Source organism: Pseudomonas sp. TR47, assembly GCF_044143025.1.
In the GTDB taxonomy this organism is placed as follows: Bacteria; Pseudomonadota; Gammaproteobacteria; order Pseudomonadales; family Pseudomonadaceae; genus Aquipseudomonas; species Aquipseudomonas putida_E.
In genome coordinates, this window is sequence record NZ_JBHFCS010000001.1 from 445,560 (window position 1) to 466,341 (window position 20,782).

21 protein-coding genes and 1 tRNA gene are annotated in these 20,782 nt (G+C 63.0%); 8 read left to right on the forward strand and 14 right to left on the reverse strand.

Annotated elements, in window-relative coordinates:
* Nucleotides 1-122: 122 nt before the first annotated feature.
* Entirely contained in the window at nucleotides 123-1,334 is a 1,212-nt protein-coding gene (locus ACEWE8_RS02060; protein WP_115273844.1) for an MFS transporter, read from the reverse strand.
* A 180-nt stretch (nucleotides 1,335-1,514) separates the two neighbouring features.
* Between ACEWE8_RS02060 and ACEWE8_RS02065 the strand changes: the two genes are divergently transcribed.
* Complete coding sequence (locus ACEWE8_RS02065) at nucleotides 1,515-2,447, forward strand: FecR domain-containing protein (RefSeq protein ID WP_080952056.1); 933 nt, start codon at nucleotides 1,515-1,517, stop codon at nucleotides 2,445-2,447.
* 95 nt (nucleotides 2,448-2,542) lie between these two features.
* Nucleotides 2,543-2,619, forward strand: a tRNA-Met gene (locus ACEWE8_RS02070).
* A gap of 204 nt (nucleotides 2,620-2,823) precedes the next feature.
* On the opposite strand, the gene ACEWE8_RS02075 is transcribed toward ACEWE8_RS02070, so the two are convergent.
* The 3 genes from ACEWE8_RS02075 to ACEWE8_RS02085 all read right to left on the reverse strand — a co-directional run bounded on the left by ACEWE8_RS02075 (nucleotide 2,824) and on the right by ACEWE8_RS02085 (nucleotide 4,755).
* Nucleotides 2,824-3,408: a D-Ala-D-Ala carboxypeptidase family metallohydrolase gene (locus ACEWE8_RS02075; RefSeq protein ID WP_177010242.1), complete on the reverse strand. Its 585-nt coding sequence runs from the start codon at nucleotides 3,406-3,408 to the stop codon at nucleotides 2,824-2,826.
* 106 nt (nucleotides 3,409-3,514) lie between these two features.
* Nucleotides 3,515-3,970 (reverse strand): ribosomal protein S18-alanine N-acetyltransferase, encoded by a 456-nt coding sequence (gene rimI / locus ACEWE8_RS02080; protein WP_012316291.1) that lies wholly within the window; start codon nucleotides 3,968-3,970, stop codon nucleotides 3,515-3,517.
* Nucleotides 3,967-4,755, reverse strand: a complete 789-nt coding sequence (locus tag ACEWE8_RS02085; RefSeq protein ID WP_046784589.1) for a hypothetical protein — start codon at nucleotides 4,753-4,755, stop codon at nucleotides 3,967-3,969. Before ACEWE8_RS02085 ends, rimI begins: the two co-directional genes overlap by 4 nt.
* Before the next feature lie 220 nt (nucleotides 4,756-4,975).
* On the opposite strand from ACEWE8_RS02085, the gene mksB reads away from it, so the two are divergent.
* The 3 genes from mksB to mksF are packed head-to-tail and all read left to right on the forward strand — an operon-like array spanning nucleotide 4,976 to nucleotide 9,778.
* Nucleotides 4,976-6,253: an Mks condensin complex protein MksB gene (gene mksB, locus ACEWE8_RS02090; protein WP_012316293.1), complete on the forward strand. Its 1,278-nt coding sequence runs from the start codon at nucleotides 4,976-4,978 to the stop codon at nucleotides 6,251-6,253.
* On the forward strand, nucleotides 6,243-6,950 hold the full coding sequence (gene mksE / locus ACEWE8_RS02095; RefSeq protein WP_046784590.1) for an Mks condensin complex protein MksE: 708 nt from the start codon (nucleotides 6,243-6,245) through the stop codon (nucleotides 6,948-6,950). The genes mksB and mksE overlap by 11 nt, the downstream gene beginning before the upstream one ends.
* Entirely contained in the window at nucleotides 6,947-9,778 is a 2,832-nt protein-coding gene (gene mksF / locus ACEWE8_RS02100; RefSeq protein ID WP_046784591.1) for an Mks condensin complex protein MksF, read from the forward strand. The genes mksE and mksF overlap by 4 nt, the downstream gene beginning before the upstream one ends.
* A gap of 118 nt (nucleotides 9,779-9,896) precedes the next feature.
* Here mksF and ACEWE8_RS02105 read toward each other — a convergent pair whose 3' ends face one another.
* The 5 genes from ACEWE8_RS02105 to rplU form a co-directional block, all read right to left on the reverse strand.
* Entirely contained in the window at nucleotides 9,897-10,358 is a 462-nt protein-coding gene (locus tag ACEWE8_RS02105; protein WP_039603157.1) for a CreA family protein, read from the reverse strand.
* Nucleotides 10,355-11,473 carry a glutamate 5-kinase gene (gene proB / locus ACEWE8_RS02110; protein WP_012316297.1) on the reverse strand — a complete coding sequence of 373 codons (1,119 nt, stop codon included), beginning with the start codon at nucleotides 11,471-11,473 and terminating at the stop codon, nucleotides 10,355-10,357. Before proB ends, ACEWE8_RS02105 begins: the two co-directional genes overlap by 4 nt.
* An 87-nt stretch (nucleotides 11,474-11,560) precedes the next feature.
* Nucleotides 11,561-12,787, reverse strand: a complete 1,227-nt coding sequence (cgtA, locus tag ACEWE8_RS02115) for an Obg family GTPase CgtA (protein WP_046784592.1) — start codon at nucleotides 12,785-12,787, stop codon at nucleotides 11,561-11,563.
* Nucleotides 12,788-12,977: 190 nt separating this feature from the next.
* Nucleotides 12,978-13,235 carry a 50S ribosomal protein L27 gene (gene rpmA, locus ACEWE8_RS02120; RefSeq protein WP_008092023.1) on the reverse strand — a complete coding sequence of 86 codons (258 nt, stop codon included), beginning with the start codon at nucleotides 13,233-13,235 and terminating at the stop codon, nucleotides 12,978-12,980.
* A 38-nt stretch (nucleotides 13,236-13,273) separates the two neighbouring features.
* Nucleotides 13,274-13,588: a 50S ribosomal protein L21 gene (rplU, locus tag ACEWE8_RS02125; RefSeq protein WP_008092021.1), complete on the reverse strand. Its 315-nt coding sequence runs from the start codon at nucleotides 13,586-13,588 to the stop codon at nucleotides 13,274-13,276.
* A gap of 245 nt (nucleotides 13,589-13,833) precedes the next feature.
* Here rplU and ACEWE8_RS02130 point away from each other — a divergent pair, with 245 nt between their 5' ends.
* The 3 genes from ACEWE8_RS02130 to ACEWE8_RS02140 all read left to right on the forward strand — a co-directional run bounded on the left by ACEWE8_RS02130 (nucleotide 13,834) and on the right by ACEWE8_RS02140 (nucleotide 15,633).
* Nucleotides 13,834-14,802 carry a polyprenyl synthetase family protein gene (locus ACEWE8_RS02130; protein ID WP_039603156.1) on the forward strand — a complete coding sequence of 323 codons (969 nt, stop codon included), beginning with the start codon at nucleotides 13,834-13,836 and terminating at the stop codon, nucleotides 14,800-14,802.
* Between the two features lie 160 nt (nucleotides 14,803-14,962).
* A complete protein-coding gene (locus ACEWE8_RS02135) occupies nucleotides 14,963-15,304 on the forward strand; it encodes a zinc ribbon domain-containing protein YjdM (RefSeq protein WP_012316300.1) in 342 nt (113 codons plus the stop codon).
* An 83-nt stretch (nucleotides 15,305-15,387) separates the two neighbouring features.
* Nucleotides 15,388-15,633 carry a hypothetical protein gene (locus tag ACEWE8_RS02140; protein ID WP_039603155.1) on the forward strand — a complete coding sequence of 82 codons (246 nt, stop codon included), beginning with the start codon at nucleotides 15,388-15,390 and terminating at the stop codon, nucleotides 15,631-15,633.
* 117 nt (nucleotides 15,634-15,750) lie between these two features.
* On the opposite strand, the gene ACEWE8_RS02145 is transcribed toward ACEWE8_RS02140, so the two are convergent.
* The 5 genes from ACEWE8_RS02145 to ACEWE8_RS02165 all read right to left on the reverse strand — a co-directional run bounded on the left by ACEWE8_RS02145 (nucleotide 15,751) and on the right by ACEWE8_RS02165 (nucleotide 20,534).
* A complete protein-coding gene (locus ACEWE8_RS02145) occupies nucleotides 15,751-16,368 on the reverse strand; it encodes an FKBP-type peptidyl-prolyl cis-trans isomerase (protein WP_196997054.1) in 618 nt (205 codons plus the stop codon).
* An 85-nt stretch (nucleotides 16,369-16,453) separates the two neighbouring features.
* Nucleotides 16,454-16,759 (reverse strand): DUF6482 family protein, encoded by a 306-nt coding sequence (locus tag ACEWE8_RS02150; RefSeq protein WP_046784593.1) that lies wholly within the window; start codon nucleotides 16,757-16,759, stop codon nucleotides 16,454-16,456.
* 144 nt (nucleotides 16,760-16,903) lie between these two features.
* Nucleotides 16,904-17,392: a TIGR00645 family protein gene (locus ACEWE8_RS02155; protein ID WP_046784594.1), complete on the reverse strand. Its 489-nt coding sequence runs from the start codon at nucleotides 17,390-17,392 to the stop codon at nucleotides 16,904-16,906.
* A 201-nt stretch (nucleotides 17,393-17,593) separates the two neighbouring features.
* Nucleotides 17,594-17,932, reverse strand: a complete 339-nt coding sequence (locus tag ACEWE8_RS02160; protein ID WP_012316305.1) for a hypothetical protein — start codon at nucleotides 17,930-17,932, stop codon at nucleotides 17,594-17,596.
* A 163-nt stretch (nucleotides 17,933-18,095) separates the two neighbouring features.
* Nucleotides 18,096-20,534, reverse strand: coding sequence for a Lon protease family protein (locus ACEWE8_RS02165; protein WP_046784595.1), 2,439 nt, complete (start codon nucleotides 20,532-20,534; stop codon nucleotides 18,096-18,098).
* Between the last annotated feature and the right edge of the window lie 248 nt (nucleotides 20,535-20,782).

Sequence of the window (20,782 nt, forward strand, 5' to 3'; positions counted from 1 at the left end):
TGGAGAAAAGAGGCGGCACTCTAGGCCAAGCCAGGCTGAGCCGTCAATTGCCGGCGATTCAGCCGCTGCGGTCCATGCCACCGGCTTGCCGGCGATTGGGCTGCAAAGCAGCCCCTACGCTGTCAGCGCTTACCGGTATTGGGCAGAAACACGGCCAACAGGCCGAACAACGGCAGGAACGAACACACGCCATACACGTACTCGATACCGCGCAAATCCGCAACGTACCCCAGCAGCGCTGCGCCAATCCCGCCAAAGCCGAACATCAGCCCGAAGAAGACCCCGGCAATCATGCCCACACTGCCCGGTACCAGCTCCTGGGCGTACACCACGATCGCCGAGAACGCCGACGCCAGAATGAAGCCGATGACCACGCTCAGCACGGTGGTCCAGAACAGATCGGCGTACGGCAGCGCCAGGGTGAACGGCGCCACACCAAGGATCGAGAACCAGATGACCGCCTTGCGCCCGATGCGGTCACCGATCGGGCCACCAAAGAAGGTGCCGGCCGCGACCGCGCCAAGGAACAGGAACAGGTGCAGTTGCGAGCTGGCCACCGACAGGTCGAACTTCTCGATCAGATAGAAGGTGAAGTAGCTGGTGAAGCTGGCCATGTAGAAGTACTTGGAGAACACCAGCAGGCCCAGCACGACCAACGCCGCGATCACACGCTTGCGCGAGATGCCATGGGTGGCCTGCACCACCTTGCGCGCCTTGGCCTGGTTGAGATGCTCGGTGTACCAGCGGCGCAGCATCAGGGTCACGGCAAAGAACAGCAGGCCAGCCACGCCGAACCAGGCCACATGGGTCTGGCCGAACGGGATGACGATGGCTGCCGCCAGCAGCGGGCCGAAGGCCGAGCCTGCGTTGCCACCGACCTGAAAGGTCGACTGCGCCAGGCCGAAACGCCCACCTGAGGCCAGCCGCGCAATCCGCGAGGTCTCCGGGTGGAAGGTCGACGAGCCGATACCCACCAGCGCAGAAGCCAGCAAGATCATCGGGAAGCTGCCGACGAAGGCCAGCATGACGATACCTACCAACGTGCACAGGGTGCCGAGCGGCAACAGGTTCGGTGTCGGCCGGCGGTCGGTGAAGAAGCCGACCCAGGGCTGCAGCAGCGACGCCGTTATCTGGAAGGTCAGTGTGATCAGGCCGATCTGGGTGAAGCTCAGGTCGTAATTGGCCTTGAGCATCGGGTAGATCGCCGGCAGCACCGACTGGATGAGGTCATTGATCAGGTGCGCCAGCGCGCAGAAGGCGATGATGCGCATCACCAGTGGGTTGGCTTGGCTTGCCGAACCGGTGCTGGCGGTGGAGGTGCTGCTGATGGCCATGAGCTTGAGTTCCGTCCGCAGGTTTGGGATCCGATTATCAGGAAACAAATGGATACATAGCTACCTTTTTATCCCTCTATTACTGCGTACTTGCAAATGGTTCTCAATATATTTAGCATCCTCGCACCAAATCCCCCGCAATTGTTGGGCGCAAACGCCCTTTAGCGAGCACATTTCAGCATGAGCCCGATGCCCGCCACGCAGATTCAGGCCGACGCCCAACAGGAAGCACTGGCGTGGTTCTCCCGCCTGCGCCAACCAGGCTGCGATGACCGGGAACGCCAGGCCTTCGCCCGCTGGTGCCAGGCCCCGCTCAATGCCCATGCCTACGCCGAGCTCGAAGCCTGCTGGCAGCAATTGCAAGCGCCACCAGCACGGCCTCGCCCGCGCCAGGTCACCGTGCGACGCAGCCACCTCGGCAAAGGGCTGGCATTGCTGTTCCTGCTGGCGCTGGCCGTGTTGGCGTACCTGTATTGGCCACTGATGCAGCGCCTGGGCAGCGAGCTGCACACTGGCGCTGGCGAGCGGCGCAGCGTACGCCTGGCCGATGGCTCAACCCTGCACCTGGACAGCGCGAGTGCACTGAATGCCGACCTGCGCGGGCGTACCCGCCTGCTGCAGGTTGTGCAGGGCCAGGTCGAGCTGCACGTGATGCTCGACGGCCGCGCCCTTGAACTGCAGGTGGACGATGCGCGTATCCAGGTATTCGGCACTCGCCTGATGGTGGGGCGCCATGCCGGGCATGACGAACTGGTGGTGCTCAATGGCAAGGCCATGATCGCCCAGGGTAGCGACCAGCGCATGGTGTCGGCGGGTGAGCGGGTGACCTTCACCGATGCCCGGATCAACCCCGTGCAGAAGGTCGATGTCAAAAACGCGAACGCCTGGCGCAGCGGCCACCTGCGCGCCATCGACATGCCGTTGGGCCAAGTCATCGAACGCCTGGCCAGCTACCAGGGCCGCCGCGTATGGATGATGGACGAACAGGTGGCTGATCGGCGGGTAAGTGGCGACTTCAACCTCGACCGCGCCGGAGAAACCCTCGACGCCCTGATTGCCGAGCAGCGCCTGCAGGTGTACAGCATTCTCGGTCAATGGCTGATCGTGCGCTGAAAACAGGCTGGGCGGCTAAGTTTTTGAAAGCGTGCAAATTTTTTTTGAAATGAGTGTTGACACAGGGGCATCACAAGGGAATAATGCGCGCCATCGGCTACATAGCTCAGTTGGTTAGAGCATAGCATTCATAATGCTGGGGTCCGGGGTTCAAGTCCCTGTGTAGCCACCAAACTTGAAAAGGGCTTACCGCAAGGTAGGCCCTTTTCTTTTGCCCGCAAAAAAGTTTGCACCCTTCTCTATCGCTTTCAGCGCCCCCCCGACACCACCACTGCCAAGCCGAGCCCTATCAGCGCTACACCAATCAGGCGGTCGACCAGCCGCTAGATGACGGCGGCAAGCGCCAACGCTTTGCCGATTGGGTAATGGGCCTCGCTCACCTGGGCTTGCTGCAGAACGACGACGCCGCACTGCCATCACCGCCCCAGGTGCGATAACCCGCGGTATCGATATGGATGCGGCCTGTCGGGTAGCGCCCCAGCCCCATGCCCCAGGCCTGGCCATGCTGCTGCCAGAAGCGGCACAACGGGTTGGGGTCGGCCCAGGCCGGCAGGAGGATATCGACTGCGAAAGCACGGGTATGGGCACTGCCCGCGGCCCCACCTGCGCACCTGTTCAAGGCGGGGTCACGGTAGGCGGAGACCACTTCGAACTGGCGCAGGATGCCTTGCTTTTCCAGCGTATTGATCAGCGCCAGCGTAGAGCGCACCGCCGGCCAGTTGCCAGGCGGCGGCACGGCAAACGGTGAAGCCTTGCACAGCCGCCAGTCCGACGCCGAGCGCAGCAATTGATGAATCGGCACCACGCCATACAGGCGGGCGTCCACCAGCATCTCCCGAAAAGGGCGGGTGTGATGATCCCCGGCCCATTGCGCGAACATCCACAGGTCACGCTCATCGGCCTGAGCCACGCCACCCAGCATCACGCTTGCGGCCATCAGCAGCCATTTCGTCCTTCTCATCCCCGCTCCCTCTGCCCCAGCATGAGCACGGCCGCCAACCGGGGCGGCCATTACAAGGAGTTAAGCATGCACAAATTACTGGCAACAGAGCAGGAAGGATTGAAAGTCAGTCTTCGAGCAACGTACAAGCCATCACCAGCGCATCCTCGCGCCCGCCAGCCACCGGGTAGTAATCACGCCGACGGCCGATCTCGTTGAAGCCGTACCGCTCATACAAGCGATAGGCCGACTGGTTGCTGGCCCGCACCTCCAGGAAACACTCGCGCCCATTGAGCTGATAGGCCCGAGCCATCAGGTGCTCGAGCAAGCGCAAACCCAGGCCACGCCCCTGGTTCTCCGGCTTGACGGTAATGTTCAGCAGGTGCGCTTCGTCGATGATCACGTTGATCACACCATGGCCGACCTGCTGCTGACCATCGAACATCAACCACACTTCGTAGGACTTGAGCGCATCCTGGAAAATCCCGCGGGTCCAGGGATGGCTGAACGCGGCATATTCGATCTTAAGCACGGCATCCAGATCCGCCTCGGTCATGGGGCGGAAACTGATCGATTCACTCATTCAACGCTCTTCCAGCGCGCCATCAGCTGGCGCATCGCTTTCCAGACGTCCGCCTTGCGCTGCGGCTCGTCCATCAACAGTTCAAGGCCCGGCAAGGCCCAGGCATCGCCCAGACCGTCGAGCTTGAGTACTTGGTAATAGGCCTGGGCGTCGGTATTGGCGGCAAAGCGCAAGGCCGGCATGCCGATCAGCCAAAGGCAGGTACAAGGGGCTTCTTCAAGGCGCGCCTGGATGAAACCCTGGACGAAATCACGCGCGGCATCCGGCCCCTGGTCCATGTTGCCACGCACCAGCAGCGGCCAGCGCACCGGCTCGCCGATGATCTGCGGGGCATCTGGCAGGCCTGCGGCGCGCAGCATGTCCTTGAGCAGCAGGTAGGATGGGTCGCGGCTCTGGAAGGGTTGGCCGGTGGCCAACTCCACCAGCAGCAGGCAGTTGCCGGCGCGCAGCAGTTGCAGCGAAAAACGCGGTGGCGGCACGGGGGCCGGGCGTGGCGCAGGGGCTTGTTCCTCGGCCTCGACCGGTTTGGCGGCGGGCTTTGGCGTGTTGCCCGGGCGCGGAATTTCGATTTTCGGCCGTTCGCCGGAGCGCGCCTGGGGTGCGACCGGCGCTTCGTTGGCAGGGGCTGGCGAAGGCCTGACCTCGAACGCGGCGTGCTCGACCGGAACCTGCGGCAACAGCAGCTCGGGCCGCGACGGCGCAGCGAACGGCAGTTCGGCGCGCGGCAGCCAATGCACCACTTGCATGGCGGAAAGGTAGGCGCGGCGGCGGGACTCGGTCAGCAAGGCACGGGTATCCGGGGGGCTTGAACAATCGGGCATTCTAACGCTGTTGGCTGCCGAGCGCCGCAACTGGTCGGCAGAAAATTGCTGCCTGTACCGCCGAGGGGCCAGGGAAACCCCCAGCCAATCCGGGGTTATCCCTCATTACAGACCAAGGGGTGAAATCCTCCCCCCCGGATGCAGTACAATCGCCCCCTTTTTACTTGGCAACGAGTAGACGCCAATGATCGAACCCAAGCGCGTCCTGCGCGCCCTAGCCGAACACTGGGCCCTCATCGAGCCGCTGTGCGAGCGTTTCGACCAAGGCACCCTGAGCCTGGTCGAACTGCGCCAGCAGCTGGGCCGCCAGCAAGTGGAAAGCACGCCGCAGGACATCACCCAGCTGCTCGACGTGTGGATCCGCCTGGATATCCTGGTCCCGGTGGCCAAGAGCCCGAACCGTTTCGAGCTCAACGCCCAGATCCACGACTTCCTCGCCTACCTGCGCCGCGAGCACCGCCTGGGCCTGTGCCTGGAGATCGAGGCCTACCTGCGCCACCTGGAGCGCCTTGCCGGGCACATTCAGGATGCCTTCGACAACCGCGACAGCGATGACCTGGCGCGCCAGCTGCGCCTGCTCGACATGCGCGTGCGCGACGTGCTGAAAAAGCTCGACAACGACGAACAGGCGCTGGTCGCCGTGGCCGAACGGGCCAAGACCAGCAACCGCCAGATCCCGCTACGCCAGCGTTATGCCGAAGTCCTGGCGACCTGGGACGAATACGTCGAGCCGATGATCCAGCTGGTCAATGCCGACGGCGCCTTCGAACAGGGCGTGCGCAAGGTCGAGACCGTGCTGCTGAAACTGCTCGGCGAACAGGCGCGCCTGGGCCACCTGGTCGACGACGACATGCTGCTGCGCACCCATGCGCGCATCCTCGAGATGCAGACCAGCGCCCAGCTGACCCTGCGCCACGCCCGTGAACTGCTGCTGCCGCTGCGCGAAGAGGCGCGCCGGCACAATGCCGTGACCCGCGGCGCCGCCCTGGCCCTGTCGGTGATCCGGCGCAAGGGTATCGACGCCGTGCCGCAGGCCGCCATGCCATTGTTCACCCGGCCGCAGAGTACCTTCCTGGGCAGCGCCAGCCAGGTCGAGGCGTACGTCTATGCCCTCGCCCGCTTCGAGCCGAAACCGGCCAAGTTCCCCAAGGCGCACAAGACCCAGACTGGCCCGCTGCCGCGCGCGCCACGCACGGTCAAGGAAATGCTCGAACGCTGCGAGGATGCCCTGCCACTGCCTGACCTGATGGTCTGGCTGCTGGACCAGGAGCCCGAAGGCGCCACCGACGAACTGTTGTACTGGTTCTCGCGCCTGTCGCGTGAGAAGCGTTTCAAGCGCGAACGCCTCGAACGCCGCGAGTACACCACCCACGAACACCTGGTCAGCCTGCGCTCGTTCGCCCTGACATCCAGCCGCGAAGCGCAACCTGAAACCAACGCGAGCCCAGCCAATGCATCTTGATCTTTCCGAACTGTCCCAGCTCGCGCCGATCTTCCGCGAGCTGTTCAAAGGGTTCCACGTCAGCCGCCGCGACCCGGAGCTGTACGCCCAGCTGTCGAACTTCCAGGACCAGTACCGCACCCTGTTCAAGGCTTTGGGCTTCGAGCTGGTGTGCGATACCCGCGGCTTCTATTACTTCGTCCCCGAGCAGGCCGCCGCGCAGGTCAACAAGACCGCCCAACGCCTGTCGCTGTTCACCTTCATCCTGGTCGAACACCTGGCCGACCAGGGCCGCGACCCGATGGCGGTGCTCGACGGCGGCAGCATCGGGCGCGACGAGCTGCCCTCGCTGCTGGAAAAATACCGTGACCTGTTCCTGCAGGCTGAAGTGCAGACTGTCGACGAGCTGGAAGAAAAGATCATGCGCCGCATGACCCAGCTCGGCTTCGCCCACGAAGAAGGCGGGATCTACCGCTTCCTGCCGCCGATGCACCGTTTCCTCGATGTGTGCCTGTCGGTGCAGCAGGACCGCGACCTGGCCGCCAGCCTGCACAGCGACCTGCCGCTGCCAACGCCGGTGCTGGTCGAGGAAGAAAGCCCCGAAGCGCTGGCCCGCACCGACGACCCGCTCGACCTCACCCCGTTCGAGGGCGAAGAAAGCGAAGAAGAGGCCCTGGCCCGGGCCATCCGCGAAGAGCAACAGGAGATTGACGCATGAGCCAGGAACGCTACGGCATCCGCCGCTTCGCATTGCTCAACACCGCCGGCTACAGCCTGGGCCTGTTCCCGCTGGAGCACCCGCTGTCGGTCTACGGCGCCAACAACCTGGGCAAGTCCGCCTCGATCAACGCCCTGCAGTTCCCGATCCTGGCGCGCATGTCCGACATGAGCTTCGGCAAGTACAGCCTGGAGCAATCGCGCCGTTTCTACTTCGCCAGCGACACCTCGTACATCCTCTGCGAACTGAACCTGCCCCACGGCCCCCACGTGATCGGCGTGGTCGGTCGCGGGCCGGGCGGCGGTTTCGGCCACCAGTTCTTTGCCTACAAGGGTGAACTGGACCTGGATCACTACCAGAAGAACGACACCTGCCTGCGCCAGAAAGAGCTGTTCACCAACCTCGAGCGCCTGGGCCTCAAAGCCTACGAGCTCAAGCCGGACGAACTGCGCCGGTTGCTGGTCGGCGGCCACACCTCGGTGCCGCTGGACCTGACCATGATCCCGCTGCGCTCGACCAGCGAGCAGAGCCTGAAAACCTTCCGCGCACTGTTCATCAACCTGCTGCACATGCGCGAAATCACCGCCGCCAAGCTCAAACAGCTGTTCCTCGACGCGTTCGAGCACAGCCTGCGCTCGGGCAGCGTCGACTACATCGCCGCCTGCGAAGAAGCCTTCCGCGACGTACGCCGCATGGAGCAGGACTACAACGCCCTGGTTGCCGCCGGCCCCCTGGTCGAAGCCCTGGCCGGCGGTGTGGCCCAGCGCGACATCCTGCGCGGCAAGCTGCACCGCCTCTCGCCACTGCTCGACAACCTGCTGGGCACCTGGCAGGAATACGCCATGGCGCGCAAGGAAGAGCTGGTAATCCAGGCCGAGCACTACCGGGGCGAGCAGGACCGCCTGCAGAACGACCAGCGTGGCGGCACCCAGGAGCTGATGCGCCTGGAGCGTGAAATCACCGGTATCCAGCGCTGGCTCGGCGAGCTGTCGGTACTCAAGCACCGCTTCGCCCTGGTTGATGACGTCAAAGTGCTGGAGCAGCAACTGCTGGCCGCCAAGGATGCCCACGACGAGCTGGCCGGCGCCTTGGCCCAGTCGCGGCAGTTCTCTGCCGAGGACCTCGACGAGCGTGTGCGCGACCTGGAAAAGCGCCTCAAGCAGGTCAAGCAGCAGCTCGACCACGCCGACAACAACAGCTACGCCCGCCTGCGCGAAGAGTTTTCGCAGGCAGACGTCGAACGCCTGATGCGCCTGTTCAACGGCGCACTGTTCAGCCTGCCGCTGGGCGAGCGCGGTATCGAACTGGACGATAGCGACCTGTGGGTGAAATCGCTGGAAGCGGTGCTCGATGGCTTCAAGGGCGAGCGCTTCGAGGCCCCAGGCATTTCCATCGACCTTTCGCACATCGACCCACCGGCCCTGCAAGCCCTGGCCGACCGCGCCGCCCTGCGCGACCAGAAGGACCGCCTGGAGCGCGAGCTCAAGCAGCTCAAGACCCAGCAATCGGTGGCCGCCGACCGTACCGCGTCCAAAGCGCAGACCGAAGCCCTGTACCAACAGGTGCTGGATGCGCAGAAGGCCCTGGAGGACTACCGTCGCAGCGAAACCCTGGCGGCTGAAGAACCGGAGAAGATGGAGCAGCTGGCGCAACTGGAAGCGGCCCAGGACGAACTCAAGCGCTCCAGCGATGCGTTCACCGAGCGCGTCCAGCAGCTGTCGGCCAAGCTGCAACTGGTCGGCCGCCAGATCGCCGACCTGGAAGCCAAGCAGCGCACCCTGGAAGACGCCTTGCGCCGTCGCCAGCTGCTGCCTGCCGACCTGCCGTTCGGTACGCCGTTCATGGAAGCGGTCGACGACTCCATGGACAACCTGTTGCCCCTGCTCAACGATTACCAGGACAGCTGGCAGGGCCTGCAGCGCGTCGACAACCAGATCGAGGCGCTGTACGCCCAGGTACGCCTCAAGGGTGTGGCCAAGTTCGACAGCGAAGACGACATGGAGCGGCGCCTGCAACTGCTGGTCAATGCCTATGCGCACCGCACCGACGAGGCCCTGACCCTGGCCAAGGCGCGCCGCGCGGCAGTCACCGACATCGCCCGCACCCTGCGCAACATCCGCAGCGACTACGACAGCCTCGAACACCAGCTGGCCCTGTTCAACCGCGAGATCAACAAGCGCCAGGTTTCCAACCTGCAGAGCTTCCGCGTGGTACTGGCGCCGAACAAGGAAGCGCTCAAGCACATCGACCAGATCATCCACAGCGCCGGCCAGTACGAGGAAGGCGAGACATTGTCGGTGTTCGACCTGACTCAGAATTCGGAGCAGGATCACAAGAACGAAGAAGCCAAGGAATACCTGGCACGGCTGGTGGCGGCCAACCACAACCAGCTGGGCCTCAAAGACCTGTTCGAACTGGCTTTCGAGATCACCAAGATCAACAGCCAGCCGGTGATCCACGCCGACATCGACGGCGCCGCTTCCAACGGCACCACCATGACCATCAAGGCGCTGACCAACATGTACCTGTTGCTGCACTTGATGGACCGCGACCTGGCCGGGCGCATCCGCCTGCCTTACTACCTCGACGAAGCGGCGGACATCGACGAGCGCAACCAGGCTGCACTGCTGGAGACCAGCCTGCAACTGGGCTTCGTGCCGATTCTGGCGAGCGTGAAGCCACAGGTATCGGCGCATGTGGCGATCGACCTGGAAGGCGGTAGCGGGCCGAATGGCATCTATATCGACGAGGCGGACTGGAAGTACATCAGCCGACGTGACGTGGAGAAAGCGATCGTGCGCGAGGATCAGGCCGAAGAACTGGCCTGAGGAACAGGGGCCGCTTTGCGGCCCTTCCGCGACACGAGGCCGCGCCTACAGGCATATACGTTCGCCTGTAGGAGCGGCCTCGTGTCGCGAAAGGAGGCCAAAGGCCTCCCCTAAAGTATCAGTGAGCCCAAGGCAGAATCGGAATCGCCGTCACCGCATTCTGCGGGCTGCCTTCGATCATGCGGTCGCTGTACACCAGGTACACCAGTGTATTGCGCTTCTTGTCCAGGAAGCGCACCACCTGCATGGTCTTGAACACCAGCGAGGTGCGCTCCTTGAACACCTCCTCACCGTCTTTCAACTCACCCTTGAAGTTGATCGGCCCGACCTGGCGGCAAGCAATCGACGCCTCCGCACGGTCCTCGGCCAGGCCCAGGCCACCCTTCACTCCGCCCGTCTTGGCGCGCGACAGGTAGCAGGTCACACCTTCGACCTTGGGGTCGTCGAACGCCTCGACCACGATGCGATCGTTGGGCCCGACGAACTTGAACACAGTAGATACCTGGCCGATTTCCTCGGCCCCTGCCAGCATCGGCAGCGCCAGGGCTGCCACGGCAATCACGCGCTTGAGCATGTTCATACCAGCACCAGGTTGTCACGGTGGACCAGCTCCGGCTCGGCACTGTAGCCAAGCAGGGACTCGATGGCATCGGACGACTGGCCAATGATTTTCTGTGCTTCCAGCGCGCTGTAGTTGGCAAGGCCACGCGCCACTTCAAGGCCGTCCGGGCCTACGCACACCACCATTTCGCCACGGCGGAAGCTGCCTTGGACGGTCTTCACGCCTACCGGCAGCAGGCTCTTGTTGGCCTGGCGCAGGGCCTGAACCGCACCGGCGTCCAGCACCAGCGTGCCGCGGGTTTGCAAGTGCCCAGCCAGCCACTGCTTGCGCGCCGCCAGCATGCCGCGCTCAGGCGACAGCAGGGTACCCAGACGCTCGCCAGCCTTGAGGCGGTCGAGTACGCGTTCGATACGGCCACCGATGATGATGGTATGGGCGCCGGAACGGGCTGCCAGGCGTGCGGCGCGCAACTTGGTCTGCATGCCGCCACGGCCCAGGGCACCGCCGGTACCACCGGCTACGGCGTCGAGCGACGGGTCATCGGCACGGGCCTCGTAGATCAGCTGTGCCTCTGGATTGTTGCGTGGGTCGGCGTCAAACATGCCGTCACGGTCGGTGAGGATCACCAGCAGGTCGGCTTCGACCAGGTTCGCCACCAACGCGGCCAGGGTATCGTTGTCGCCGAAGCGGATCTCGTCGGTAACCACGGTGTCGTTTTCGTTGATCACCGGCACCACGCCCAGGTCGACCAACGTACGCAGCGTGCTGCGGGCGTTGAGGTAACGCTTGCGGTCGGACAGGTCGTCGTGAGTCAGAAGGATCTGCGCGGTGTGCTTGCCATGCTCGCCAAAGCTCGACTCCCACGCCTGCACCAGGCGCATCTGGCCGATCGAAGCGGCAGCCTGCAGCTCGTTCATCGCGCTCGGTCGTGCGGTCCAGCCCAGCTGGCTCATGCCGGCAGCCACGGCCCCGGAGGACACCAGCACCAACTCAACGCCCGCCTCACGCAGGGCAACCATCTGCTCGACCCATACGGCCATGGCACCGCGGTCGAGGCCCTTGCCATCGGCCGTGAGCAGCGCACTACCGATCTTCACGACCCAGCGCTTGGCGCCAGTCACCTTGCTTCGCATCTTCTCTTCCAACCTATGTCGAATCTGTAGATACCGTGGATACAAAAACGCCGCTCCAGAGAGCGGCGTTTAGTGTACTGCAACCGGTCAGTCGCGCACGTAAATGATTTCCGGGCCGTCTTCGTCGTCCTCGAAATCATCGTCCCACGCGTCATCGTCGCCGATGTCATGCACGCTCTTGACGCCGGTACGACGCAGGGTACGGGCGTCGTCCAGGGCCTGCAGCTGGGCGCGGGCTTCGTCTTCGATGCGCTGGTCGAGGTCGGCCAGTTCTTCGGCGTAGGCCGGGTCATTGGCCAGGCGATCGGCGCGGTCTTCGATGTAGCGCATCAGGTCGTGAGTGAGCTGCTCGGTGCCCTGCTTGGCGATGGCCGAGATCACGTAGACCGGGCCTTCCCACTGCAGACGCTCGACCACTTCCTTGACGCGCTCGTCGCGCTCGTCGTCCATCAGCATGTCCGCCTTGTTCAGCACCAGCCAGCGCTCACGGTCGGTCAGCGACGGGCTGAAGCGGGTCAGCTCGTTGATGATCACTTCAGCGGCATCGGCCGGGCTGCTGCCGTCCAGCGGCGCCAGGTCGACCAGGTGCAGCAGCACGCGGGTACGCGCCAGGTGCTTGAGGAAGCGGATACCCAGGCCGGCACCGTCGGATGCGCCTTCGATCAGGCCAGGGATGTCGGCGACGACGAAGCTCTTCCAGCGGTCGACGCTGACCACGCCCAGGTTCGGCACCAGGGTGGTGAACGGGTAGTCGGCAACCTTCGGCTTGGCGGCCGACACCGAACGGATGAAGGTGCTCTTGCCGGCATTCGGCAGGCCCAGCAGGCCCACGTCGGCCAGGACTTTCAGCTCCATCTTCAGGTCGCGCTGGTCACCCGGCTTGCCTGGGGTGGTCTGGCGCGGCGCACGGTTGGTGCTGGATTTGAAACGGGTGTTGCCCAGGCCGTGCCAGCCGCCTTGGGCGACCATCAGCTTCTGGCCAGGGGTGACCAGGTCACCGATCACTTCCTGGGTGGAAGCGTCGATCACCGTGGTACCGACCGGCACACGCAGGAACAGGTCCTCACCCTTCTTGCCGGTGCAATCGGTGCTGCCACCGTTGGCGCCGCGCTGGGCTTCGTGGTGACGGGTGTAGCGGTAGTCAACCAGGGTGTTGAGGTTTTCGTCGGCCACCATGTACACCGAGCCGCCATCGCCACCGTCACCCCCGTTGGGGCCACCGTTCTCGATGAACTTCTCGCGACGGAAGCTCATGCAACCGTTACCGCCATCACCGGCCTTGACCCGGATGGATACTTCGTCAACAAACTTCATTCAAAAACCGCCTCTCGCCTTCCGACGAGCTGAATACTTAAAAAACCTGAGGCTCTTGCAAAAATGAGCGCGGCGGCCCCGTACGACCGAAGAAACCCACGCCGGCAGCCCATACAAACAGCTTTGCAAGAGGCTCACCACAAACGAAAAAGCCCCGTCGCATGACGGGGCTTCTGGAGCGACGTCGCGATTAAGCGGCGACGATGCTCACGTAACGGCGGTTGAACTCGCCTTTCTTCTCGAACTTGATCACGCCTTCGATCTTGGCGAACAGGGTGTGATCCTTGCCCATGCCAACGCCGTAGCCGGCGTGGAACTGGGTGCCGCGCTGACGGACGATGATGTTGCCGGCCTTGACGACCTGGCTGCCATACATCTTCACGCCAAGGCGTTTCGATTCTGAGTCGCGACCGTTACGAGTACTACCACCAGCCTTCTTGTGAGCCATGGTTCAATTCTCCAAATAAATTCAGGGGATCTGAGCGATTAAGCCTGGATACCGGTGATTTTGATCTCGGTGAACCACTGGCGGTGGCCCATACGCTTCATGTGGTGCTTACGACGACGGAACTTGATGATGCGTACTTTATCGTGACGGCCTTGCGAAACGACTTCGGCAACAACTTTAGCGCCAGCGACGACTGGAGCGCCGATGGTGACTTCTTCACCGTTGGCAACCAGCAGAACGCGATCGAAAGTCACGGATTCGCCAGTGGCGATTTCCAGCTTTTCGATTTTGAGGAATTCACCTTCAGCGACTTTGTACTGCTTGCCGCCGGTAACGATTACTGCGTAAGACATGGGTATTTCTCCGATAATCCTGCTCACCCAGCGCTTTATATGATGAGTATTGGCTGGCATGGCTGCACAGGGCTGGAACGGCCCGGCGCAATTGCGTAAGGCAGGTGCTGCCCAGGAAGTTAGGGTGCGCGATTGTACGCAACCCGGGTTTTGCTTGCAAGTACCGGCCCCGCTCACCGGGCGGCGCGCCTTGACACACCGGGACCCGCGACCTAGCATGCCGCGCAACCTCACTGGAGCAGCCGATGCAACCCCAAACCTTCTACCGCGCGGTAGCTGACGATTTCAGCGCCGTCGACGAGATCATCAAGAAGCAGCTGACCTCGCGCGTGCCGCTGGTATCGAAGATCGGCGACTATATCACGTCGGCCGGCGGCAAGCGCCTGCGCCCCCTGCTGGTGCTGCTGTGTGGCAAGGCCCTGGGCCGCGAGGGTGACGACCTGCGCCTGCTCGCCGCAACCATCGAGTTCCTGCACACCGCCACCCTGCTGCACGACGATGTGGTCGACATGTCCGGCATGCGCCGCGGCCGCTCCACCGCCAATGCCCTGTGGGGCAACGCACCGAGCGTGCTAGTGGGCGACTTCCTTTATTCGCGCTCGTTCGAAATGATGGTCGAGCTGGGCTCCATGCCGGTCATGCAGATCCTCTCCAAGGCCACCCGGGTGATCGCCGAAGGCGAAGTGCTGCAGCTGTCGCGCGTGCGCGATGCCAGCACCACCGAAGAGGTGTACATGGAGGTCATCCGCGGCAAGACCGCCATGCTGTTCGAGGCCTCGACCCACAGCGCCGCCGCGCTGGCCGGTGCCACCGACGAGCAGCGCGAGGCCCTGCGTACCTTTGGCGACCACCTGGGCGTGGCCTTCCAGCTGGTCGACGACCTGCTGGACTACAAAGGCGATTCGCAGACCCTGGGCAAGAACGTCGGCGACGACCTGGCCGAAGGCAAGCCAACCCTGCCGCTGATCTACACCATGCGTGAAGGCACGCCAGAGCAGGCTGCACTGGTGCGTAAGGCGATCCAGAAGGGTGGCCTGGAAGATCTGGAGCAGATCCGTGTGGCGGTCGAAGCTTCGGGTGCGCTGGACTACACCGCGCAGTTGGCACGTGATTACGTGAAGCGGGCCATTGAGTGCCTGGAAGTGCTGCCGGCCAGCCAATACCGGGATGCACTGGTCGAGCTGAGTGAGTTTGCGGTAGCGCGCACACACTAAGATCGCGCCACCCTCTTCGCGGGCAAGCCCGCTCCACAGGATCCGCGTGGTTCCAGAGGAGCAGGCTTGCCCGCGTTGCATTTGTACGGACAAAAACACTTCCCCGTTAAAACCTTATACAATATGGGCCTTTAACCGTCTGTCTGTTTAAGGAACCGAAGTGAGCACTTTGCCGCCCTGCCCCAAATGCAATTCTGAATACACCTACGAGGATGGCACCCAGCTGATCTGCCCCGAATGCGCCCACGAGTGGTCGGCCAACGGCGAAGCCGATGCCGGCAGCGATGACGTGGTGAAAAAGGATTCGGTGGGCAACGTGCTGCAGGACGGCGACACCGTCACCGTGATCAAGGACCTCAAGGTCAAGGGCTCCTCCCTGGTGGTCAAGGTCGGCACCAAGGTCAAGAACATCCGCCTGTGCGATGGCGACCACGACATCGACTGCAAGATCGACGGCATTGGCGCCATGAAGCTGAAGTCGGAATTCGTGCGCAAGGTCTGATTACATAAAAAACAGCCAATAGTCTCTTGCTATTTTGATAATAAGAATTATTCTCATTGGACTGTTATCCAAGGAGAATAGCCATGACTTATCTGATCGACGCCTGGCTGGACCGCCCCCACCCTTACCTGCGCATCCTGCATCGCGAAACCGGCGAAGTGTGCGCCATGCTCGAAGAAGAAGCGCTCGACGAGCTGCGTGACCAGGGCGACCTGGACATGAGCGGGCTGAATTCGAGTGAGCCGGTGGTGCTCAAGGAGCTGGTGCGCAATCTGTTCCTGTTTTGCTATGCGCGGGCATTGCGCCCGGTGGGAACAGACTGGAATTGATCGGCATAGCGAGGGCTTTGCCCTCGTTCGCGACACAAGGCCGCTCCTACAAGAGCATCATGGGCCTGTAGGAGCGGCCTTGTGTCGCGAATGGGCCGCAAAGCGGCCCCAGAGGCATTACAGAACGTCGAGCAGCTCGACGTCGAATACCAGCACGCTGTGCGGCGGGATGCTGCCAACGCCTTGGGCGCCGTAGGCAAGCTCGCTCGGCACGTACAGGCGCCATTTGCTGCCAGCGTTCATCAGCTGCAAGGCTTCGGTCCAGCCAGCGATCACGCCACCGACCGGGAATTCAGCCGGCTGGCCACGCTCGTAGGAGCTGTCGAACACGGTGCCGTCGATCAGCGTGCCGTGGTAGTGGGTACGCACGTTGCTTTCGCGGGTCGGCTTGGCGCCTTCGCCAGCGGTCAGCACTTCGAACTGCAGGCCCGAAGCGAGGGTGGTGATGCCTTCACGCTTGGCATTTTCGGCCAGGAATTCCTTGCCGGTGGCAGCCGCGGCTTCAGCCTTGGCAGCCGCTTCTGCTTGCATCACGTCACGGATGACCTTGAAGCTGGCCGACAGGTCGGCTTCGCTGACGCGGCTGTCGGCACCGTTGAAGGCGTCGGTCAGGCCGGCCACGATCGCATCCAGGTTGACGCCCGGTGGCGGGTTGTCGCGCAGCTGGCCGCCCAGCTGACGGCCGATGCCGTAGCTTACGCGGGTTTCGTCGGTGGACAGGTTGAGTTCGGACATTGTCGTGCTCCACTGCAGGGCGCAGTGCAGCCGCGCCCTTGATGAAAAGGGCGAGCAGCCTAGCACACTGGGAAGCTGCGAGCAGCTACCAGGCCGAACGCTGGGAAATGGGTACCTTGAGGTCTTCTTCGGGGTGCGAACCCATGCCGCACATTTCGTCCTGCACAGACCAGTGCACCAGGTTCATCGAGACCATCGGGATGGCTTGCAGCAACTTGCGGGCGTCTTCCACCGAGTGCACGCGCAGGCGTTCACCGCGGGTATCGGCAAGGGGGTGGGCGTGGCCCTTGATGCGGGCCTCGAGCAGATAATCACCACCTTCGATGGCGATCAGGTTCACTTCGTCGACATGGCCGGCCCTGGCCTCGGTATTGAGCTGATGCAGGTTCATGAGAGCACCTCGCTGCTGGAACCAGGCATGAGTGCTCATTTTTCGTACAGGACCTGGGAATACACAAGGCATTGCTGACGCCGCTCGTCAGTTGGGCCGCGCTGGCCCCAGCACCGGTACGCCGGCGATGGGGCCCGAAAGCACTCAGTGCTTGGTGACTTTGTCCAGGTAGCCCATGCAGAACGCCGACACCACGAAGGTCATGTGGATGATCACGTACCACATCAGGTAGTCGGTAGAAATGTTCTGCGCGTCCATGAACACCCGCAGCAGGTGGATGGAGGAAATGGCCACGATCGAGGCGGCGACCTTCATCTTCAGCGACGAAGAGTCCATCTTGCCCAGCCAGTTGAGCTTCTCCTTGCTGTCGTCGATGTCCAGCTGCGAGACGAAGTTCTCGTAGCCGGAGATCATCACCATGACCAGCAGGCCGCCCACCAGCGACATGTCGATCAGCGACAGGATCACCAGGATCAGGTCGGCTTCGCTCAGGACAAAGACGTTGGGCAGGACGTGGATGACTTCCTGGAAAAACTTCAGCGCCAAGGCCAACAGGCCGAGGGACAGGCCGAAGTAGATGGGGGCGAGCAGCCAGCGCGAGGCATACATCGCGTTTTCGAGAATACGTTCCATGGAGGGTTGGGACTCGTCAGGTGACTAAAAAAGCGACGCCGAGTATAGCCAGCCACCTGTTACAGCAAAAGCCCGGCCTGAAGGGGGCTGCCGTGCAGCGCAACCGCCGACCAGCCGGCTACCTCAGGTACACCACTGCCCTGGTAAGCAGTGAGGCCCCAGTGCGAGCCGGCTTGCCGGCGATTGGGCCAGAAGAGGCGCTCAGGTTTCAGGATGGAACTGGTAATCCCCCAGGTTGCGACAACGTTCACCGTTGATCCGGCGCAACTGCGCCTGCAGGTGCAGGCACCAGATCTGCGGATCCTCGGCCACCTGGTACCCATGCAGGGTCAGGCTGTCGACAATGGCGTTGAGCACCGACTCGGCCACCAACGGCCCATGGAACGGCCCTTGGGCCTTGATGGCTGAGGGTTGTTCACCGGCCATGCCGGCAGCGAACAGCAAGGTCCACATGCCGTTATCACCGGCCAGCGGGCGAATGCTGCATTCGATACGCGTCACCAGGCCCAGGCACTGGCGAGTGAGGCAGAGGTTGCGCATGGCCGCGTCCCCCTCCAATAAGCCGTATTCAGCTCGAAACGTTCGGGCTGTTTCCATCCTGAACCCTGATACCGTCCTAAGTTCCAGCATAGAATAGCGGCGCAAAAAGATGGAAAACCGGCGCTGAACGGTAGCACATGGCCGCTAGCGCCGATTTATTGACTCAGGCCGGCTTGGCCTGGGCAATCACCTCTTCCAGGCGTTCCTTTTCCGCCTTCTCGATGTCTTCCTCGCTGATCATCTCGGCGATCTCGCGCAAGCGCTCGACCACCCGGGCGTTGACGCTGCCTTCGGTGAACTGGCCCTGCTCGTCCTGCTCCCCGGCGTCCTCACCCACCAGCAGGCTCAGCGCCTCGTCAGCCTGGCTGACCGCATACACGTGGAACACGCCGTTCTCGACCGCCTGCAGCACACGCTCATCGAGCATCAATGTCGCCACATTGGCACGCGGGATGATTACCCCCTGCTCGCCCGTCAGGCCACGGGCCTCACACAGGCGGAAGAAGCCTTCGATCTTCTCGTTGACCCCACCCACCGCCTGCACTTCACCAAACTGGTTGATCGAGCCGGTGATCGCGAAGCACTGCTTGAGCGGGGTGCGCGACAGTGCCGAGATCAGCGTGCAGGCCTCACCCAGCGAGGCACTGTCACCGTCCACATAGCCGTAGGACTGCTCCAGGGCAATGCTCGCGGAAATCGCCAAGGGGAATTCCTGGGCATAGCGGCTGCCCAGGTAACCGGTGAGGATCATCACCCCCTTGGAGTGGATCGGCTGGCCCAGGTTGACCTCGCGTTCGATGTCGACGATGCCGCTGCCGCCCGGGTAGACCGTGGCGGAAATGCGCGCTGGCATGCCGAACGCCGAGTCGCCGACCTCCAGCACGGTCAGGCCGTTGCACTTGCCGATAGCCGCGCCTTCGGTGTCGATCAGAATGATGCCGGCGAGCATGTCATCGAGCACGCGCTGCGAAACGCGCCCGGTGCGGGTGGCCTTGGCCTTGAGCGCACGCTCGATATGCCCGGCGTCAGTCATCTCGTCACTGGCCAGCTGGCGGATGAAATCGGCCTCGCTGACCAGCTGGAACAGGTCACCGATACGCGCCGACAGGCGCGACTGGTTTTCCGCCAGGCGCGCACTGTAGGTGGCCAGGCGCGCCACCGCATCGCTGGTCAGCGGCGCCATGCCCTCCTCGTTGGTGCGGGTGCGCAACAGCTGGGCGAACTGCTCGAGGTTCTCGTCGACCATCGGCATGTCTTCGTCGAAATCCACCAGCACCCGGAACATCTCCTGGAAGTCCGGGTCGTGGTCCTGCAACGCGTAGTACAGCTGACGCGAGCCGATGATCACCAGCTTGACGTTGAGCGGGATCATCTGCGGCGTCAGGCTGACGCTGGCGACACGGCCCAGCTCACCGATCGGCGACTCCATCTTCAACTTGCGCGACTGCAGGGCGCGCTTGAGCGCATCCCAGACGAACGGCTCGCCGAGCATCTTCTCCGCTTCAAGGATCAGGAAGCCACCGTTGGCACGGTGCAGCGCGCCTGGGCGCAGTTGGCGGTAGGAGGTGTACAGCGCCCCTTGGTCGGTGCTGTATTCGATCCGCCCGAACAGGTTGTCGTAAGTTGGGTGCGGTTCGAACACCACAGGGGCGCCACCGACGGCGTGGTGGCCGACCACCAGGCTTGGGGCGTATTGCTCTTCGAGCAGCTTGCGCGCCACGGCGTCGGTCTTGCTGTCATCGACCAGTTGCTCGACCACGGTACGCAGCAGGTTCAACTGCACCGATTGCAGGTAGGCGCACACCGCTGCGTTCTCGGCGTACTTTTCCGACAGCGGCGCCAGCAATGGCTGCAGCGCCAGGGTAATGGTTTCTTCGTTGAGCTGGCGCAGGTGGTTGTTCGACTCGCGCTTCCACTGTGGCAGGCTGGCCAGTTCTTCATTGAGGCGCTCCTCAAGGAAGGCGATGTCCTCGTGAAACTGCTCGCGGACCTCTTCCGGCAGCTGGGCGAATTCGGCTTCGTCCAGGGCCTTGCCGTCGGCCATCGGGGTGAAGGCGACATTGCTGGCGTCGCGGTACAGGGCCACGTCCTTTTCCAGCGAGGCGCGCTCGATGACATCCAGGGCGCGGTCGTAACGCTGGTTGAAGGCGCGGTCGATGGCGCCCTTCTTCTGCTGGTAGGACGGGTGCTCGAACACCGCCGGGAAGGTCGCCAGCAGGTTGTCGATCAGGCCGCCCATGTCGCTGATGAATTCTGCGGCGCTGCCCGACGGCAGCTCCAGTGCCCGTGGCTCGCGGGTGTCATCGAAGTGGTTGACGTAGACCCAGTCGGCCGGGGTCTGCTGGCGCTTGCCCTCGGCCTTGAGGTAGCGCTTGACGAACGAGAAGCGCCCGGTGCCGGGCTCGCCCATCACATACACGTTGTAACCAGGGCGTGGCATGGCCACGCCGAACTGCAGGGCCTCGACAGCACGTTCCTGGCCCAGGACTCCGCGAAACGGCTCCAGATCGTCGGTATTGGCAAAGGCAAACTGCTCGGGGGAAAAACGCCTGGTCAAAGCTTCAGGCGCGAGACGCAGGCGCGCAGCGACGGGATCGGGCATTGGGTTTCCTTACTTCGGCGGGGCAGATACGCAGCATTCTGGCGCTGCCCGCGCGCGCCTTGCAAGGCTCAGCGGGACTTTATGTCGCAGTATCGATTAGCGACCCAAGCAAATTTTTCGCAATCAACGACGCAACCTTTAGATCGTGCCTAAACTCCAAGCTGCGCGGGTGGGTGAAAAGCTTTCCCGACCTGGCAACCGAGTTGCCAGCAACCCTGACCCTTGGTTAAGACAAATAGAGAACAAAT

Bases quoted from the DNA above. Each gene is read 5' to 3' on its own strand.
- rplU (WP_008092021.1), bottom strand. From the start codon at position 13,588: ATGTCTTACGCAGTAATCGTTACCGGCGGCAAGCAGTACAAAGTCGCT.
- ACEWE8_RS02160 (WP_012316305.1), bottom strand. From the start codon at position 17,932: ATGCGCAACCTCTGCCTCACTCGCCAGTGCCTGGGCCTGGTGACGCGT.
- ACEWE8_RS02130 (WP_039603156.1), top strand. From the start codon at position 13,834: ATGCAACCCCAAACCTTCTACCGCGCGGTAGCTGACGATTTCAGCGCC.
- ACEWE8_RS02150 (WP_046784593.1), bottom strand. From the start codon at position 16,759: ATGAACCTGCATCAGCTCAATACCGAGGCCAGGGCCGGCCATGTCGAC.
- cgtA (WP_046784592.1), bottom strand. From the start codon at position 12,787: ATGAAGTTTGTTGACGAAGTATCCATCCGGGTCAAGGCCGGTGATGGC.
- ACEWE8_RS02165 (WP_046784595.1), bottom strand. From the start codon at position 20,534: ATGCCCGATCCCGTCGCTGCGCGCCTGCGTCTCGCGCCTGAAGCTTTG.
- ACEWE8_RS02075 (WP_177010242.1), bottom strand. From the start codon at position 3,408: ATGAGAAGGACGAAATGGCTGCTGATGGCCGCAAGCGTGATGCTGGGT.
- mksE (WP_046784590.1), top strand. From the start codon at position 6,243: ATGCATCTTGATCTTTCCGAACTGTCCCAGCTCGCGCCGATCTTCCGC.
- ACEWE8_RS02065 (WP_080952056.1), top strand. From the start codon at position 1,515: ATGAGCCCGATGCCCGCCACGCAGATTCAGGCCGACGCCCAACAGGAA.
- rimI (WP_012316291.1), bottom strand. From the start codon at position 3,970: ATGAGTGAATCGATCAGTTTCCGCCCCATGACCGAGGCGGATCTGGAT.
- mksF (WP_046784591.1), top strand. From the start codon at position 6,947: ATGAGCCAGGAACGCTACGGCATCCGCCGCTTCGCATTGCTCAACACC.
- ACEWE8_RS02105 (WP_039603157.1), bottom strand. From the start codon at position 10,358: ATGAACATGCTCAAGCGCGTGATTGCCGTGGCAGCCCTGGCGCTGCCG.
- ACEWE8_RS02060 (WP_115273844.1), bottom strand. From the start codon at position 1,334: ATGGCCATCAGCAGCACCTCCACCGCCAGCACCGGTTCGGCAAGCCAA.
- proB (WP_012316297.1), bottom strand. From the start codon at position 11,473: ATGCGAAGCAAGGTGACTGGCGCCAAGCGCTGGGTCGTGAAGATCGGT.
- ACEWE8_RS02155 (WP_046784594.1), bottom strand. From the start codon at position 17,392: ATGGAACGTATTCTCGAAAACGCGATGTATGCCTCGCGCTGGCTGCTC.
- ACEWE8_RS02140 (WP_039603155.1), top strand. From the start codon at position 15,388: ATGACTTATCTGATCGACGCCTGGCTGGACCGCCCCCACCCTTACCTG.
- rpmA (WP_008092023.1), bottom strand. From the start codon at position 13,235: ATGGCTCACAAGAAGGCTGGTGGTAGTACTCGTAACGGTCGCGACTCA.
- mksB (WP_012316293.1), top strand. From the start codon at position 4,976: ATGATCGAACCCAAGCGCGTCCTGCGCGCCCTAGCCGAACACTGGGCC.
- ACEWE8_RS02145 (WP_196997054.1), bottom strand. From the start codon at position 16,368: ATGTCCGAACTCAACCTGTCCACCGACGAAACCCGCGTAAGCTACGGC.